The sequence below is a fragment of the Actinocrinis sp. genome, from assembly GCF_035650855.1.
In the GTDB taxonomy this organism is placed as follows: Bacteria; Actinomycetota; Actinomycetes; order Streptomycetales; family Catenulisporaceae; genus Actinocrinis.
This window is the reverse complement of the sequence record NZ_DASRGV010000304.1, coordinates 1-16,516: the sequence shown is the minus strand read 5'-3', so window position 1 is coordinate 16,516 and position 16,516 is coordinate 1. Positions and strand designations below refer to the sequence as shown.

At 71.1% G+C, this 16,516-nt stretch carries 9 protein-coding genes; 4 read left to right on the top strand and 5 right to left on the bottom strand.

The genetic code is table 11. The features are described from left to right. Positions 1–32: 32 nt before the first annotated feature. Together VFB40_RS21720 and VFB40_RS21715 are read right to left on the bottom strand one after the other, a co-directional pair. Positions 33–1,355, bottom strand: a complete 1,323-nt coding sequence (locus VFB40_RS21720) for an NAD(P)/FAD-dependent oxidoreductase (protein WP_324853527.1) — start codon at positions 1,353–1,355, stop codon at positions 33–35. After that, positions 1,352–3,676, bottom strand: a complete 2,325-nt coding sequence (locus tag VFB40_RS21715; protein WP_324853525.1) for a molybdopterin oxidoreductase family protein — start codon at positions 3,674–3,676, stop codon at positions 1,352–1,354. The genes VFB40_RS21720 and VFB40_RS21715 overlap by 4 nt, the downstream gene beginning before the upstream one ends. 239 nt (positions 3,677–3,915) lie before the next feature. Here VFB40_RS21715 and VFB40_RS21710 point away from each other — a divergent pair, with 239 nt between their 5' ends. Both VFB40_RS21710 and VFB40_RS21705 read left to right on the top strand, forming a co-directional pair. Further along, positions 3,916–5,133 carry a uroporphyrinogen-III synthase gene (locus VFB40_RS21710; protein WP_324853523.1) on the top strand — a complete coding sequence of 406 codons (1,218 nt, stop codon included), beginning with the start codon at positions 3,916–3,918 and terminating at the stop codon, positions 5,131–5,133. A 127-nt stretch (positions 5,134–5,260) separates the two neighbouring features. Further along, the gene (locus VFB40_RS21705; RefSeq protein ID WP_324853521.1) at positions 5,261–6,130 is read left to right on the top strand and encodes a sirohydrochlorin chelatase; all 870 of its coding nucleotides are present in this window, start codon (positions 5,261–5,263) and stop codon (positions 6,128–6,130) included. Here the strand turns inward: VFB40_RS21705 and VFB40_RS21700 are convergent. Beyond that, the gene (locus VFB40_RS21700) at positions 6,127–9,483 is read right to left on the bottom strand and encodes a S41 family peptidase (protein WP_324853519.1); all 3,357 of its coding nucleotides are present in this window, start codon (positions 9,481–9,483) and stop codon (positions 6,127–6,129) included. The two genes, VFB40_RS21705 and VFB40_RS21700, sit on opposite strands and share 4 nt — an antisense overlap. A 65-nt stretch (positions 9,484–9,548) precedes the next feature. Between VFB40_RS21700 and purU the strand changes: the two genes are divergently transcribed. Next, positions 9,549–10,421: a formyltetrahydrofolate deformylase gene (gene purU / locus VFB40_RS21695; protein WP_324853517.1), complete on the top strand. Its 873-nt coding sequence runs from the start codon at positions 9,549–9,551 to the stop codon at positions 10,419–10,421. 241 nt (positions 10,422–10,662) lie between these two features. Here purU and ppc read toward each other — a convergent pair whose 3' ends face one another. Together ppc and VFB40_RS21685 are read right to left on the bottom strand one after the other, a co-directional pair. Then, positions 10,663–13,524: a phosphoenolpyruvate carboxylase gene (ppc, locus tag VFB40_RS21690; RefSeq protein ID WP_324853515.1), complete on the bottom strand. Its 2,862-nt coding sequence runs from the start codon at positions 13,522–13,524 to the stop codon at positions 10,663–10,665. Between the two features lie 169 nt (positions 13,525–13,693). Further along, the gene (locus tag VFB40_RS21685; RefSeq protein ID WP_324853513.1) at positions 13,694–14,695 is read right to left on the bottom strand and encodes an SMI1/KNR4 family protein; all 1,002 of its coding nucleotides are present in this window, start codon (positions 14,693–14,695) and stop codon (positions 13,694–13,696) included. 316 nt (positions 14,696–15,011) lie between these two features. Between VFB40_RS21685 and VFB40_RS21680 the strand changes: the two genes are divergently transcribed. Then, positions 15,012–16,516 (top strand): transcription-repair coupling factor family protein (locus VFB40_RS21680; RefSeq protein ID WP_527249208.1); only part of this gene is annotated, 1,505 nt, incomplete at its 3' end.

Here is a 16,516-nt window from a genome sequence, read left to right as displayed (position 1 = left end):
CGTGAATCAGTTCCTTTCTGCGGTGTCCAAGGTCAAACCGCGGTGTCGAACAGCAGGTCGAGCGGGTTCTCTGGCAGCGGGCCCGGCTGATCGACCAACCGGGTAAGGCGGGCCGCGGCCGAGACGTCGCCGATGAGCACGGAGCTGACCACGCGGCCGCCGTGCACGGTCACCGCGCGATGGGTGCCGCCGACCGGGTCGGTCAGGCGCACCGTGCGCGCGACGTGATCGGGCCGCGATTCGGCCACCAGCGACGGCGCGGCAGCGAGTATGGCCACATCCACGCCGGTCGCGGTGAGCCTGGCTATCGTCGATGAGCCCTGATAGAGCGCCGGGACGCCGAGCAGTCGTTCGGCCAGCACCTCGGCCTGCTCGAGGGCGGGAGCGGCGAGACCGTGCGCGGCGCGCAGGCTGCGGTGCACGCGGGTGCAGTCCCCGATCGCGTGTACGTGCGGGTCGGTGACGCTGGTCAGCCGCTCGTCGACGAGGATTCCGTTGTCCACGGCCAGCCCGGCGCGCGCGGCCAAGCCGGTGGCCGGGGCGCTTCCACAGGCCAGCAGGACGAGATCGGCGTCCAGGCGGAAGCCGTCGGCCAGTTGCACGCCGGTCAGCCGGCCCTCGCGGTCGCGCAGCACCGAGCGGGCCCGGCATTCGAGGTGCACTTCGATCCCGAGGCCGCGCGCGGTGCGGGCGAGGATCGCGGCCGCGTCGGCGTCGAGCCGGTGGTCGAGGAGATGCGAGCCCTGATGGATGAGCACGACGTCCAGTCCGCGCAGCGTCAGGCCCCTGGCACACTGCACGCCGAGCAGGCCGCCGCCGACCACCACGGCCCGCAGCTTGCGCGCAGGCCCGTTGAGCGCAGACCCGTCGAGCGCAGACCCGTCGAGCGCAGCGCCGCCACTTTCCTCCGCGGTGAGCTGGTCCTGAATGCGGTCCAGGTCTACCAGCGTCCGCAGCGTGTGCACGCCGGGCTTGAGCCCCTGTTCGTCGCGGATTCCGCCGAGCGGAGGCAGCACCGGATTGGCCCCGGTGGCCAGCACCAGATCGTCGTAGGGCAGCACCGAGCCGTCGTCGCCGTGGACCAGGCGCCGCTCGCGGTCGATCTCGGTGGCGCGGACCCCGGCGCGTACCGTCACGCGCGGGTCATCGGGCTCTGACAGGTCGATGCGGCGCTGGTCGATCCGGCCGGCCAGCACCTCGGGAAGCAGAACCCGGTTGTACGGCGCCCCGCTCTCCGCGCCGAGCACGGTCACTTCGAAGTCCCCGGCCGGCGTGTGCCGCCCGGCCTGCAGCAGCCGGGCCACCAGGTGGTGACCGGCCATGCCGTACCCGACCACGATGATCCGGCGCGTCACAGGTCAGCTCCCGCCTCGGCGCCCGCGACCTGCGACGGCAGTTCCAGCCGCACCGCGCAGGTCTTGAACTCCGGCATCTTCGAGATCGGATCCAGGGCCGGATTGGTCACCGAGTTCGCCCGGCCCTGGCCCGGCCAGTGGAACGGCATGAACACCGTGTCCGGCCGTATGGCGCGGCTGATCCGCGCCGCGGCGGTGGCCGTCCCGCGCCTGCTGACCACGCTGACCGCCGCGCCCTCGGCCACGCCCAGCGCGCGGGCGAGGTCCGGGTGCAGCTCGACGAACGGTTCCGGCGCGGCCTGGTTGAGCACGTCGACGCGCCGAGTCTGGGCACCGGACTGATACTGCGCGAGCACCCGGCCGGTGGTCAGCCGGTAAGGGTACTGATCGTCCGGTTCCTCGGCCGATGGCCGGTAGTCGACCGGCACGAAGCGCGCGCGGCCGTCGGCAGTCGGGAAGGCGCGCTCGAACAGGCGGGGCGTACCGTCTGGGCTCTGCTCCCCACACGGCCAATACAGTTCTTCGCCGCGCTCCAGCCGCTCGTGCGTGACCGCGCTGTAGTCGGCGATGCCGCCCGCGCTCGCGCGGCCCAGCTCGGCGAACACCTCGGCCGGGTCGGCGGACAGCTTGCCGCCGAGCCGCGCGGCCAGCTCCGCCAGGATCTCCAGGTCGGTGCGCACGCCGGGATGAGGCGCGATCGCGGCCGGCCGCAACAGGATCCGGCCCTCCAGGTTCGTCATGGTGCCCGTCTCCTCGGCCCACTGCGCGCTCGGGAGTACGACATCTGCGATGGCCGCGGTCTCGGAGAGCACCAGATCGCAGACCGCGAGGAAGCCGAGCGAGCGCAGCCGGGCCTCGGTCTGCGCCGCGCCCGGGGCGCTCACGAGCAGGTTCGAACCCATGACCAGGAGCGCGTCGATGCGGCCCGGCGCCGCGGCGCCGCTGGTACCGTCGGCGCCATCCCCGGCATCGGCGCTGTCAGCGCCGTCGACGTCGCGACCGCAGCGCGCCAGCAACTCGGTCGCGCTCGGACCGGGGCCGGGCAACTCGTCCGGATCGATGCCCCAGACCGCCGCCACGTGCTCGCGCGCCGCCGGATCGTCCAGCTTGCGGTAACCCGGCAGCTGATCGGACTTCTGACCGTGCTCGCGGCCGCCCTGTCCGTTGCCCTGGCCGGTCAACGCTCCGTAACCCGAGCCGGGGCGTCCCGGAAGGCCGAGGGCCAGCGCGAGATTGATCCACGCGTTGACCGTGTCAGTGCCCTTGCTGTGCTGCTCGGTCCCGCGCGCGGTGAGGATCATCGCGCCGCCGATCTCAGTCTCAGTGTTCGTGGGCACGGCGTTCTGGGCCACAGTGTTCTGGAGCGCCGCTTCGCGGGCGGCGCGAGCGGCCTCGGCCAGCGTCGTGACCGTCTGGTACATCGCGGCGACCGGAACTCCGGTCAACCGCTCGACCCGCTCCGGCCAGTAGGCGGTGGCGATGCGCCGCGCGTCATCGAAGCCGTTGGTGCGCTCCGCGACGTACTGCTCGTCAACCAGGCCTTCCGCGACCGCTATATGCAGCATCGCGAGCGCGAGCGCCAGGTCCGATCCCGGTACCGGCTGCAGATGCCGATCGGCTAGCTCGGCGGTCCGCGTGCGCCTTGGATCCACGGTGATCAACGTGGCGCCGGCCTCGCGCGCGGCCGCGAAATGCCGCATGATCGGCGGCATCGTCTCGGCCGGGTTCGCGCCGACCAGCAGGATCGCCCGGGCCCTGCGGACGTCGCGCACCGGGAACGGCAGCCCCCGGTCCACGCCGAAAGCCCGGTTCTGCGCCGCCGCGACCGACGACATACAGAACCGGCCGTTGTAGTCGATGTTCGGGGTCTTGAGCACGGTCCGCGCGAAGCGGCCGAGCTGGTAGGCCTTCTCATTGGTCAGCGAGCCGCCGCCGAAGATCGCGACCGCCTCCGGGTCGCGCGCGCCGAGTTCCCGCGCCACCCGGTCAAGCGCCTCTTCCCAGGAGGCGGGCCGCAGCTCGGCACCGCGTTCATCGCGGATCAGCGGCGTGGTCAGCCGCAGCCGCGGACTGAGCAGCTCGGCGGCGCTCGCGCCCTTGCCGCACAGCGCGCCCTCGTTCACCGGGAACGCGGCACGCCCGACGACCTCCAGAGCCGGACCGTCGCCGTGCGTGCCGTCCCCCGTGTCCCCCCGCCCGGTGCGACGCACCGGCTGCGAACCGTGTCCGGCTGACGCCGGGCGGAGCTCGATACCGCACTGAAGCGCGCAGTACGGACAGTGGCTAAGACCGCCGTCCGCGGCTTCAGGCTTTCCCGTCATGCCTACGACGGTGCGGCGTCGCTATGACGCGTCGGGGTCCAGCCGATTTCGGCGCGCGCACGTGTTTTTCACTCCGCTCGAAAGGGCTTGTGCGCGTCATGGTAGGGCGGCTGCCGCCGCTCCTGGCCCCTGAGCTCGCTCACTCTGTCAAGTGACACGTAACCTGGGGTCGGCGGCCCTTACCGGTGCGTAGCGGCTCGGCAACATATCCGTAACGGTGTGCGGCCACTGTTTCGGACATGGCACTGGCAGAGGCGATCGAATCCACCCCCTCGGCTACGGACGGCCCGAACCCGACCAGCACGGTATTCGAGGAGTTCCCGCTCACCGGCTGCGTCGTGGCCGTCACGGCCGACCGGAGGCGCGATGACCTCGCCTCGCTGCTGCGGCGGCGCGGCGCGAAGGTCATCGAGACCCCGACCCTCCGGCTCGTCCCGCTCGATGATGACGCCGCGCTGCGTAAGGCCACTAACGAGTGTCTTATCGCACAGCTTGACTACGCGGTGGCGACCACAGGCAGCGGATGGCGCGGATGGATGTCGGCGGCCGAGAGCTGGGGCCTGGGCGAAGAACTCAACCGGGTACTCGGCAACGCGGTCCTCGTCTCGCGCGGACCTAAGGCTACGGGCGCGGTACGTGCCTCCGGCCTGCGCGAAAGCTACAGCGCGCCCTCAGAGTCGTGCGACGAGCTGCTGGCCTACCTGCTCGACCTCGGCGTTAAGGGCAAGCGGATCGCGGTACAGCAGTACGGCGTCGAGAACCCGGCCGAAGACACCCGCTTTGTTACCGCACTGCGCGAAGCTGGTGCGATCGTCGTGGACATTCCGGTCTACCGCTGGGGACCGCCCTCCGACCGTGCGGCGGTGCGCCGCCTCGTCGACGCGATCGTGCGCCGCGAAGTGCACGCGGTCAGCTTCACCTCCGCGCCCGGCGTGACCGCGCTGCTGGAAGCGGCTGCGGTCACCGGCGCGCTCGATCAACTCCTGATCGCGCTACGCACGGACGTCACGGCGGTGTGCGTCGGACCGGTGTGCGCACGGCCGCTGGAAGCGCTCGACGTGCGCGCGGTGTGGCCGGATCGGGCCCGGCTCGGCGCGATGGTGGCCACGCTCTGCTCAGTCCTGCCGCCCAAGATCCGGAACGAGTTCCCGATCGACGAGCATCGGACCCTGACGCTGCAAGGCCTCGCCGCCGTCGTCACCGGAGCCGAGCCGGTCCTGCTCGCCCCGCTGCCGGCCGCCGTGCTCGCGGAGCTCGGCCGCCGTCCCGGCTGGGTGGTCTCCCGCGCCGACCTGCTGCGGCGGGTGTGGGGACCGCGCGGCGCTGGATCGGGCGGCCGGGACGAGCACGCGGTCGAAGCGACCGTCGCGCGCCTGCGCACCGCTCTGGGACCTGACGCGTCGTTGGTCAAGACGGTGACCAAGCGCGGCTACCGCCTGGCCATCGACCCGGCCTGACAGCTGAAGGCCGAACGGACCTGACTTGGACTCGGGCCGACCCGGACTCGAGGCCGAACACCGAACACCAAACGCGCACAGAGCACGGCATCCCGCATCGCACCGGCTAGCAAGGAGGAACCCTGAGATGTCCGTGCCGGTGCTTGGGCTGACCTCGTTCCGTGAGCCGCGGCCCGCCTGGCTGCCCGCGCCTCCTGGAGTGCTGCCGCCGCCGCGCGCGGACGTACCGCTGCTCGCCGTGGCGCACGGCACCAACGATCCGGCCGGCCTGGAAACCCTGGACGCGCTCCTGGAGCGGGTCAGGTTCCTGCGTCCCGGGGTCGAGACGTCGCTGGCGTTCGTCTCGGTGGCCCGGCCCCGAGTAGCCGAGGAACTCGCCCGGTTGCTGGCTGAAGGCGTGACCGAGCTCGTGATCATGCCGCTGCTGCTCGGCTCCGGCTATCACGTGCGGCACGACATTCCGCGCGCCCTGCGACAGGTCGCGACGCAGCCGGCCAGCCGCACCGCCACGATCTACCAAGCCGCCGCGCTCGGTCCCGATCCGCTGCTCGCGGCAGCGATGCAGGACCGGCTCTCCGCTGCACGCGGCACCGTCTTCGGCACCCAGGTGGTCCTCGCCGCCGCGGGCTCGGCAGACCGGCGCGCCAACGCCGACGCCGTCGCCATGGCCGGGCTGCTCGCCGAGCGCCTGGGCATGCCCGTGCGCACCGGTTACGTGACGACCGCCGAGCCGAACATCAGCACGCTGCTGGCGCGGCTGGCCCGGCGCGGCCGACCGGTCGCGGTCGCCACCTACCTGCTCTCCTCCGGCGAGTTCAGCCGGCGGATCAACGAGAGCGCGACCCTCGCGGCGCTCGACACGGATAACCCGCGCCGGATGACCGTCAGCGCGCCGCTCGGTGCCCACGACCAGGTGGCGCGTCTCATCCTGCGCAGGTACGACGCCGCGCTGGCCGGGCCGCCGGCCGATCTCGGCGGCCCGACACCAGCGGACTAGATCTGTGGCGGCGTGGCCCGCGGCCTGCTCTCCAACGCCTCCAAGGCCATCCGGATCGCCGTCTCCAGCTGCGGGTCCCGCCCTGCCACCGCGTCGTGCGGCGGGAACGGCACCTCGATGTCCGGATCGACCCCGTAGTTCTCCACGCCCCAGCCGCTGCCGCCCTCGAACCAGAACGCGAACTTCGGCTGCGTGACGCCGGTGCCGTCCACCAGCGTGTACTTGGAGTCGATACCGATCACGCCGCCCCAGGTCCGCATCCCGACCACCGGCGCGATGCCGTACAGCTTGATCGCCTGGGTCACGATGTCGCCGTCGGAACCGGCGTACTCGTCGGTGACGGCCACGATCGGGCCGAGCGGCGCCTCACCCGGGTAACTGACCGGCTCGGAGTGCCGGGAGCGCGCCCAACCGATCACCTTGCGCGCCAGCTTCTCCACCACCAGCTGCGAGGTGTGACCGCCGCCGTTCTCCCGCAGGTCGAGCACCAGGCCGTCGGCGTCGAACGCGGTACGCAGGTCCCGATGGAACTCCGCCCAGCCGAACGACATCATGTCCGGCACGTGAAGGTAGCCGAGCCTGCCATCGGAGGCCTCTCGTACCGCAGCACGGCGCTGCTGAACCAGGTCGTGGTACCGCAGCACGCCCTCACTCGACAGCGGCGTGACAACCACACGCCGGTCCGCCGCGCCGTTTCTACGCAGCGTCAGCTCGACCGGCTTGCCTGCCTTACCGCCCAGCAGCGCGTTCGGGCCGTGCATCGGATCGACCGGCTGCCCGTCAACGGCCACGATGGCGTCGCCGGGCTTGGCCGCGACACCGGGAGCGGCGAGTGGGGAACGCGCCGCGATGACCGAGGACTCTCCTCGCAGCACCCTGCCGATCCGCCAGGTTCCGTCCTGGTCCGGGGCGAGGTCCGCGCCGAGCAGGCCTTGGGCCAGCGCCTCGTACGTGCCCGCCGCCGGAGGCCGCACGTAGGCGTGCGAGGCGCCGAGCTCGCCTTGCATCTCCCAGAGCAGGTCATGCAGGTCGTCCTGCGACCCGATCCGGTCAAGCAGCGGCCGGTAGCGCTCGGCCATGGCCGGCCAGTCCACCCCGGCCATGTCGGCGCGCCAGAAGTTGTCCCGCATCAGCCGCCAGGCCTCGTGGAACATCTGCGTCCACTCGGCCGCCGGATCCACGGTGACCCGGACGCGGTCCAGGTCCACGGCGACCGCGTCGTCGTCGTCCTTCGCGTCGGAGGCCTTGACCTTCAGCTCCCCGCCGTCCGCGTAGGCCAGCCGCGCGCCGTCGCCGGAGACGGCGAAGTCGTCCAGCTCCTCGAGGATCGTCGAGCGCTTGCGCTTCTCCAGGTCGTAGCGGATCAGGCTGGGCTTGGGATGTTCGTCGGACGCGCCTATCGCCGCCTCGTGCAGTTCACCAGTGCGCGGATAGTCCATCCACACCACGCCGCCCTTGACCGCGTGCAGCGACCGGTAGCGGCCCGCCTCGACCGGGAACGGCACGACGCGATCCTCGATGCCCTCGAAGTCGACGACGATCGACGACGCCCAGGAGTCGGAATCTGACTCGTCGTCATCCTGCGCGCCCGACTCGCCGGCGCGTGAGGCACCGGCAGCGCCCGCCTTGTCCCTCTCCTTCTCCGGCGACACCGGCCGGCCGTTGAGTTCGGGCGCGAACGGGGACGGGGTCGTCTCGGCGAGCGGAACGAGGTACGGCCGCACGCCCGGCAGGAATCCGAGGTCGAAGACGTGATCGTCGTAGACCGTGTCGAAGACCCGGTTGGAGAGGAAAGCCAGGTGCTTTCCGTCGTGCGTGAATATCGGGCAGGCGTCGTCGAAGCGTGTGGTTGTCACATCCACGATGGTCTGGTCGGACAGCCTGGCCAGTCGGATGTGCGAGCTGCCCCACGCGCTCCAGGGCTGAGCCCAGGCCAAGTACGCGGAGTCCGGGGAGAACGCGAGTCCATGCACTTCGTCGTTCGTGCTGCGCACCAGTTCGGTGACCGTTCCGGCCTCCGGCGCGCGTTCGGTCGCCGGCTCGCTCGACTCGACGTCCTCCGCGCTGCTGTCGCTCTCTGAGTCCTCGGCGGCAGCGGGGGCTTCGCCTGCGCCCAGTTCGACGAGCAGCAGCCGGCCGTCGTGCGTCGCGACCGCAGCGCGCTTGCCGTCCGGCGAGAGCGCGAGTTCGAGTACATGGCCGAGCTGACCATGCGCCAGTCTCCGCGTTACCGAACCGTCTGCCGCGATAACGTCCAGACCGTCCTCGCCGCCGGCGTCCGACACGGAGACGACAGTCGAGGTCCCCGGCACGATCTTCGGCAGCTTTCCGCGTACTCCCGGCGTACCGAGCAGCGTGCGCGCCGGACCATCCTTCGCCGGCAGCCAGTGCACGGTCCCGCGCACCTCGGTCGCGAGGACACGACCGGTCTTGCACAGCGAGAAGCCGCCGAGCGCGTGCCGCGTCGACACCGGGAACTTCGCGCGACCGGAGCGCACCCCGCCGAGCCGGACGTCGAGCCGCACCGGTTCGCCGTCAAGCGAATCGAGCAGCCACAGGTCGCCCGCGCACTGGTACACGACCCTGACGCCGTCCGTCGTCGCGTGCCTCGCGTAGTACGTGCCGAGATCGGTGTGCCGGCGCAGCTGCGAGCCGTCCGGCAGCGCCGAGTACAGCGCGCCGACCCCCTCGTGGTCCGAGAGGAAGACGACTCGATCGCCGATCCACATCGGGTTGACCAGGTGGTTGCCGACCTCGCCCAGAATCCGCTGGTACTCCGCGCCGTCCGGCGAGTACCAGATCTTGCCTCCGGTCCCGCCGCCATAGCGCTTCCAGCGCGCAGGCTCCGCGTACGTCGGCGAGCCGACCAGAACCGCACCGTTCGGCGCGACCGAGACGTCACTGGCGGGTCCGTAGGGCAGCAGCCGGGCCACACCCTCCAGCGGAACCCCGAACGCCCGTGTGCGCATCGTGTCGTGCTGGCCGGCGTTGCTGATCACAAGGACTTCGTCGTCTGACAGCCAACCGCGCACCGCGATGCGTCCATCGCCCCAGTGCGTAAGCCGCTGTACCGGTCCGCCATCCACCGGCACCGAGTACACCTCGCGCGCCGAGCCACGGGCGAGCGAGGCAGAGGCCTCACGGGTGGAGGTCCACGCGACGCGCGTGCCCGAGGGGTTCAGCCGCGGATTCAGTACGGGTACCTGGTCCGCGGTCAGCCGCCAAGCCCGGCTTCCGGCAGTCCCACCGCCTGCGGCCTCAGTCAGCGATGCGAGCCAGATATCGTCCTCGGCGACGAAGGTCACCAGGTCCCCGGAGAGATGGGGGTACCGAAGATATGAAGAAGAGGCCACGGCCTGACGATATCCGCGCACCGCGCTCTGGGCGACGGAAATCGCTATAGGCGAAGATGGAGGGCATGACCACGACGCCCGCCGCGCCCCGCGAGTACGTGCTGACGCTCTCCTGCCCCGACCAGCGCGGAATCGTGCACGCGGTGTCCAGCTTCCTGCTGGTCACCGGCTGCACCATCGTGGACAGCCAGCAGTACGGCGACCCGGACACCAGGCTGTTCTTCATGCGCGTGCACTTCGTGGCGCAGGAGCCGGGCGTCGACCTCATGTCGCTCAACGGGGGCTTCACGGCGACCGCGGCGGCCTTCCACATGTCCTGGCAGATCCACGACGCGGCGACCCGCATGCCGACGCTGATCATGGTGTCCAAGTTCGGGCATTGCCTCAACGACCTGTTGTTCCGGCACAGCATCGGCGCGCTGCCGATCGAGGTCCCCGCGGTGGTCTCCAACCACACCGACTTCCAGGGCCTGGTCGAGTCGTACGGCATCCCGTTCGTCCACCTGCCGGTGACGAAGGAGAACAAGGCGGAGCAGGAGGCCCGGCTGCTGCACCTGGCCGAGGAGAACGGGGTCGAGCTGGTCGTGCTGGCGCGTTACATGCAGGTGCTCTCGGACGACGTGTGCAAGGCGCTGGAAGGCCGGATCATCAACATCCACCACTCCTTCCTGCCGTCGTTCAAGGGCGCCAAGCCGTATCACCAGGCACATGCCCGCGGCGTGAAGCTCATCGGCGCGACGGCGCACTATGTCACAGCCGACCTGGACGAGGGCCCGATCATCGAGCAGGACGTCGCGCGCGTCGGCCACGGCCTGACGCCTGATCAGCTCGTCGCCGTGGGCCGTGACGTGGAGTGCCGGGTGCTCTCCCGCGCGGTGGCCTGGCATTCGGAGCACCGGGTGCTCGTCAACGGCCGCCGCACGGTGGTGTTCCCGTAAGTCAGTGGTCCATCAGCCAGTGGCCCGTAGGTCACCGGCCGTTCATTACGTTAGGTGGCTGTGGATTACGCGGTGAGTTATCCACAGAATGTGTCCACAGGTCGTGGACAACCCGATCTTGTTTATCCACAGGTCAGCGGGGGAATGATTAGGGTCCGCCCAAGGTGAACCCCGAACACCGGCATGCGAAACGGCGGACGGCCAAAGACCGTCCGCCGCGTTATGTCGCTCGTGAGGCGCCTCAGCCAGTGTTACGCAGCCCGGCCGCGACGCCGTTGACCGTCAGCAGCAGCGCCCGGGTCAGCTGCGGCTCGATCTCCTGCCCCGCCGCGACCGCCTCGCGGTGCCGCTTAAGCAGCGCCACCTGGAGGTACGAGATCGGGTCGAGGTACCGGTCCCGGATGCGCAGCGTGCGGGCGAGCACCGGGTCGTGCCCGAGCAGCTGCTGCTGACCGGAGACCCGCAGCACCTGCTGGACCGTCAGCTCGTGCTCTTCCTTGATCACGTCGAAGATGTGCCGCAGCTCTTCAGGCACCAGCTGGTTCACGTACCGCGCCGCGATCTGCAGGTCGGTCTTCGCCAGCGTCATCGAGACGTTGGACAGGAAGTTGCGGAAGAAGTGCCACTGCTCGAACATCTCGGCCAGCACCTCGGCGTGCCCGGCCTCGTACGCCGCCGCCAGCCCGGTGCCCACGCCGAACCAGCCGGGCACGATCTGCCGCGACTGCGTCCAGCCGAACACCCATGGGATCGCCCGCAGGCCCTCGAGCCCCGCCCCCGAGTCCGGGCGGCGCGAGGGGCGCGAGCCGAGGTGCAGGTCGCCGAGCTGGTCCACCGGCGTGGAGGCGAGGAAGTACTTCGGCAGGTCCGGATCCTCCACCAGGCCCCGGTACCGCGCGAAGGCCGCGTCGGAGATCCCTGACATGGTCGCCGTCCAGCGGGCCAGCGCGTCGGCGCTCTGCCGCGGCCCGAGGTGCAGCACCGAGGCCTCCAGCGTGGCGGCGACGGTCAGCTCCAGGTTCTCCCGCGCCAGCGAGGGCAGCGCGTACTTGTCCGAGATCACCTCGCCCTGCTCGGTGACCTTGATCTCGCCCTCGAGCGTGCCCCAGGGCTGGGCCAGGATCGCGTCGTGGGTCGGGCCGCCGCCGCGGCCGACCGTGCCGCCGCGGCCGTGGAACAGCCGCAGCCGCACACCGTGCCGGTGCGCGACGTCGCGCAGCTTGCGCTGGGCCAGGTGGATCTCCCACTGGCTGGTGGCGATGCCGGCCTCCTTGCACGAGTCGCTGTAGCCGAGCATCACCTCCTGTACATCCCCGCGCAGCCGCACCAGCTTGCGGTACGACGGGTCGCTGAGCAGGTCGTTGAGGATCGAGTCGGCCTGGCGCAGCTCGCCGACCGTCTCCAGCAGCGGCACGAAGCCGATCGCCGCCCGCTCCCCGCGCAGGTCGATCAGGCCCGCCTCGCGCGCCAGCAGCGCGGCCGCGTACACGTCGTCCACGCCCCGGCACATCGAGATGATGTAGCTCTCGATCACGTTCGGGCCGAAGCGGTCGATCGCCTCCCGGATCGCGGTGAAGATCCCGAAGGTGCGCGATCCGGCCTCGTCCAGCAGCGGGGTCGCGGTGGCGAGGTCGGGGGCGCGGTGGATGGCCACCGGAAGCAGCGCCAGCGGTCGGCGCGAGCGCAGCTCCTTGGCCAGCAGCCCGGCGCGGTAGTCGCGCGGCATGTCCTCGTAGCGCCAGGACTCGCCGCCGAGCCGGTCGATCAGCTGGCCGATCGCGTGGTGGTGCGCGTCGGCGTGCTCGCGTACGTCCAGGGTCGCCAGGTGCAGGCCGAAGGCGGAGACGGTGCGGATCACCTGGTCCAGCGAGCCGCGCGCGATCAGCTCGCCGCGGTCGGCCAGCAGCGACTCGCGCATCAGCAGCAGGTCCGCGACCAGCTCTTCGCCGTTGAGGTAGTCCTGCCCCGGAGCGTGCGGCCGCCGCTCGGCGATCCGGCGCCGGGTGTTGGTCAGCTTCTGCCGGATGCAGATCGCCTTGAGCCGGTAGGGCTCTTCCTGGTTGAGCCGCTTGTAGCGCGGGGCGATGTCGGGCAGCGCGGCGAGGTCCGCCTCGACCGAGGCCTCCAGCTGCGGGCTGACCCGGGCGATCCGCTTCGACGTGGACAGCGAGCTCTGCAGCTGGCCGACCACTTTGAGCGCGTCCTCGATGGCCCGCTCGTGCTGCAGGCTCAGGATCTCCAGCGTCAGCTGCGGGGTGACGTTCGGGTTGCCGTCGCGGTCCCCGCCGATCCAGGAGCCGAAGGACAGCGGACGCGCGTCCACCGGCAGCGTGACCTCGATCCGGTCCAGCTCGGCGGCCAGTTCGTCCAGCACGTCGGGCACGGCGCTGGCGTGCAGCTCGTCGAGGTAGTAGAGCGCGTTGCGGGCCTCGTCGGTCGGCTCGGGGCGGGCCACCCGCAGCTCGTCGGTCTGCCACAGCGACTCCACCAGCTCGGCCAGCCGCCGCTCGGCCCGCCGCCGCGCCACCGGGTCGCTGGACTCCACGAACGGGTTGGCGTCCAGCAGCAGCGCGATCTGCCGCAGCTTGGTCAGGATGGTGCGCCGGGCCGCCTCGGTGGGGTGCGCGGTGAAGACCGGCCGGATGGACAGGTACGAGACGACCTGCTCCACCCAGTCCCGGGTGACCTTCGACTCCGGGTCCTCGATCGCCGCCGCTATCCGGTCGATCGCCTGGGTCAGCCAGGAGCCGACAGTCGCCCGCTGGGTGTGCAGCTCCCGGCCGCGGTGCACCTGCTCGGTGACGTTCGCCAGGTAGAAGTACGTGGAGAAGGCGCGCACCAGGCGGATCGCGGTGGCCAGGTCGATCTCGGCCAGCCGGCGCACCGCCCGCTCACCGTCCGCCGGATCGTCCGACCGGGTGAGCGCGCGCACCTCCTCGACCAGGTCGAAAAGCTCCTGGCCCTCCTGCCGCACCAGGGTGCGCCCCAGCAGCTCGCCGAGGGACTTGATGTCCGTGCGCAGGGCGGCGTCCGGGGAAGCGGCCTGGTCCGGGCGGGGGGAGGAAGGTCGGTCTGCTACGTCGCGCGTCACGGGCTCTGGCATGGCTCATCCTCGGCAGGTCGGCAACACTGCTTGGCGGACCACGCTGTCCACACCGGGGGTCATCCTATGCGGCGTTCGTCACACCTTCGTTATCAGTTCACTCGGTGAGACTGAGGTCCACCTAAAGCTACGCCGCCACGGACCGCGCTGGTCAGAACGGCCGGTGCGCTCAGCGGCGGCGCAGGTGAGCCGGCAGCGCGGAGCCGAGGTGCGGCTCCTCCTCGATCGGCCGGGCGTGTCCGCCGCGCACCGCCGCCTCCGAGATCTCCACGATCTGCGCGGGCAGCGCCACCAGGTGCCTGGCGAAGTCGTCGAAGTCGTTGCCGACCCGGTGCAGCAGTTCGGCGCACACCGAGGCGGCGTCGCGGCCGTCGTGGTCGCGCGGGTCGTCGTCGTCGAAGTACCAGACCGAGCCGAGGTCGCCGCCGCGGATCTTCAGCGCCAGCATCCCGCCCTGCACGAAGCCGATGCCGAGGTACTCCTCGGTGAACCGGTCGTACAGCGACTGGTTCGCGTAGACCAGGTCCTGGTGCGGATCGGAGCGGCGCAGCCCGAACAGCCAGCCGTCCGCGATGAAGCCGCAGTTGAGGTTCACCGCGGGCACCAGCGGCCGGCCGCCGTCCGTCCCGCCGAGGAAGCGGCGGTAGGAGACCGGCAGCTGAAAGCCGAGCTGCGACTCCAGCTGCAGCAGGGCCTCCTCCGGCACCGAGCCGGAGCGCTCGAAGGCGACCGGCTCGAGCATGCCCTCGTGCCAGAGCCCCGACTTCGACGGGTCGGCCTGGAGGGTGGCGATGCCGCCGTGATGCCGGAACGACGCGTTGAGCTCGGCCGGCACCAGGTATAGCTTGCGGCTGCGCGCCTCGTGCACCCAGGTCCAGCCCTCTGGCGTCACCGTCGGCGGGCGGCCCTGCTGCCAGAGCGGGTCGCCGCTGCCCGAGCCGATCAGGTTGGCCGCGATGACGTCGGTCACCCGCACCTCGTCGACGGACAGACCTGACGGCGGGTCAGCGATCTCGACCGCCAGCCGCGCGTACACCGAGAAGTTGGGGTAGCCGTGCAGGTCCACATAGACGCCGCGCGGATACTTGCGGTCCAGTTCCGGGTCGCTGAACTCGATCAGCCGGCCGGCGAACTGCCCGTTCGGTATCGCGGCGCGCGTCGGCGAACCCATCCCCGATCCTTGCGTCATGATCTCCAGCCCTTATCCCGAACGGTCACGTCCACCCGGCCGAACCACCGCAAAAGGCCCGCTGCGGTCACCGAAGTCGGCATTAACGTCAGTGGAACGGTACCCGTCGGAGTCCCAGGTGCGGTAGGCGGGAGCGCCTTCCGTATGTATTTGGCGGAATTGCGCGCGCCTTCTCAAGCGGCCACGCGCGCCCCACCTCTGTCGGCCGGGCCGCGTACCCTTGACGTGTACCCCCCACCCCCTGTCTCTCAGAGACTGGGGGTAGTCCGCGTGCCCGCCATGGACCGAGGAGTTCCCCATGCCACTGCCCGGACTGCTCGGCCCTGTCGCACAGGACTCGGCGGTCGCCGCCGCGGTGCAGGCCGCCCGCGCCGCCGACCGGCCCCGCCTCGACCTGACCGCGCCGCCGGGGCTGCGCCCCTTCGCCCTCGCCGCGATCGCCGAGCGGGCCGGCCGACCCCTGCTCGCGGTCACCGCCACCGGCCGGGAGTGCGACGACCTGGCCGCCGGACTGCGCAGCCTGCTCGGCACTTCCGCGGTCGCCGAGTTCCCGGCCTGGGAGACCCTGCCGCACGAGCGCCTCTCGCCGCGCTCGGACACGGTCGGCCGCCGCCTCGCCGTGCTGCGCCGGCTGACCCACCCGGGCACCGAGGGCGACGAGGTGCTGCCCAAGGTCGTCGTCGCACCGGTCCGCGCCGTGCTGCAACCGCAGGTGGCCGGGCTCGGCGACCTGGAGCCGGTCCGGGTGACCGCAGGGCAGGAGATCGAGCTCGACGAGGTGGTCCGTCGCCTCGGCGACGCCGCCTACCTGCGCACCGACCTGGTCGAGAAGCGCGGCGACTTCGCGGTGCGCGGCGGCATCCTCGACGTCTTCCCGCCCACCGAGGAGCACCCGCTGCGGCTCGAGTTCTGGGGCGACCAGATCGAGGAGATCCGCTACTTCAAGGTGGCTGACCAGCGCTCCCTGGAGATCGCCCAGCACGGACTGTGGGCGCCGCCCTGCCGCGAGCTACTGCTGACTGACACGGTCCGCAAGCGCGCCCACGGCTACGCCTCCGAGTTCCCCGCGCTCGCGGACGTGTTCAGCAAGATCGCCGAGGGCATCGCGGTCGAAGGCATGGAATCGCTGGCCCCGGTCCTGGTCGACCGCATGGAGCTGCTGATCGACCTGCTGCCGCAGGACACCCACATCGTGTCCATCGACCCGGAGCGGATAAGGGCGCGCGCCGCCGACCTGGTGCGTACTTCGCAGGAATTCCTCGACGCCTCCTGGGCCGCGGCCGCGATGGGCGCCGCCGCGCCGCTCGACCTGAACGCCGCCTCGCTCTGGTCCCTCGCCGACGTGCGCGAGCACGCGCGGGAGCGCCGCCTGCCCTGGTGGTCCATCAGTCCGTTCGTGGTCGACGAGGGTCTGGCCGAGTTCGCCGAGCGAACTCCGGACACTGACGATCCGCTGGACTTGGACGACACGGTCACTGCCGACGCCGTCGCGGCCCCCGAGTACCGCGGCGACACCGCGGCCGCGATCACCGACGTGCGCAACTGGCTGCGCGAAGGCTGGCGCGTCGTGCTGGTCACCGAAGGGCACGGCCCGGCCGAGCGCCTGGTCGAGGTGGCCAAGGGCGCGGACCTCGGCGCGCGCCTGGACATCGACCTGCCCGACGCCCCCGAGCCCGGCATCGTGCACGTCGCGACCGGCTCGATCGACCACGGATTCGTCCTCGAACGCGCACGCACCGTCGTGCTCACCGAGTCGGACATGGCAGGGCAGCGTTCGTCCACCAAGGACATGCGCCGGATGCC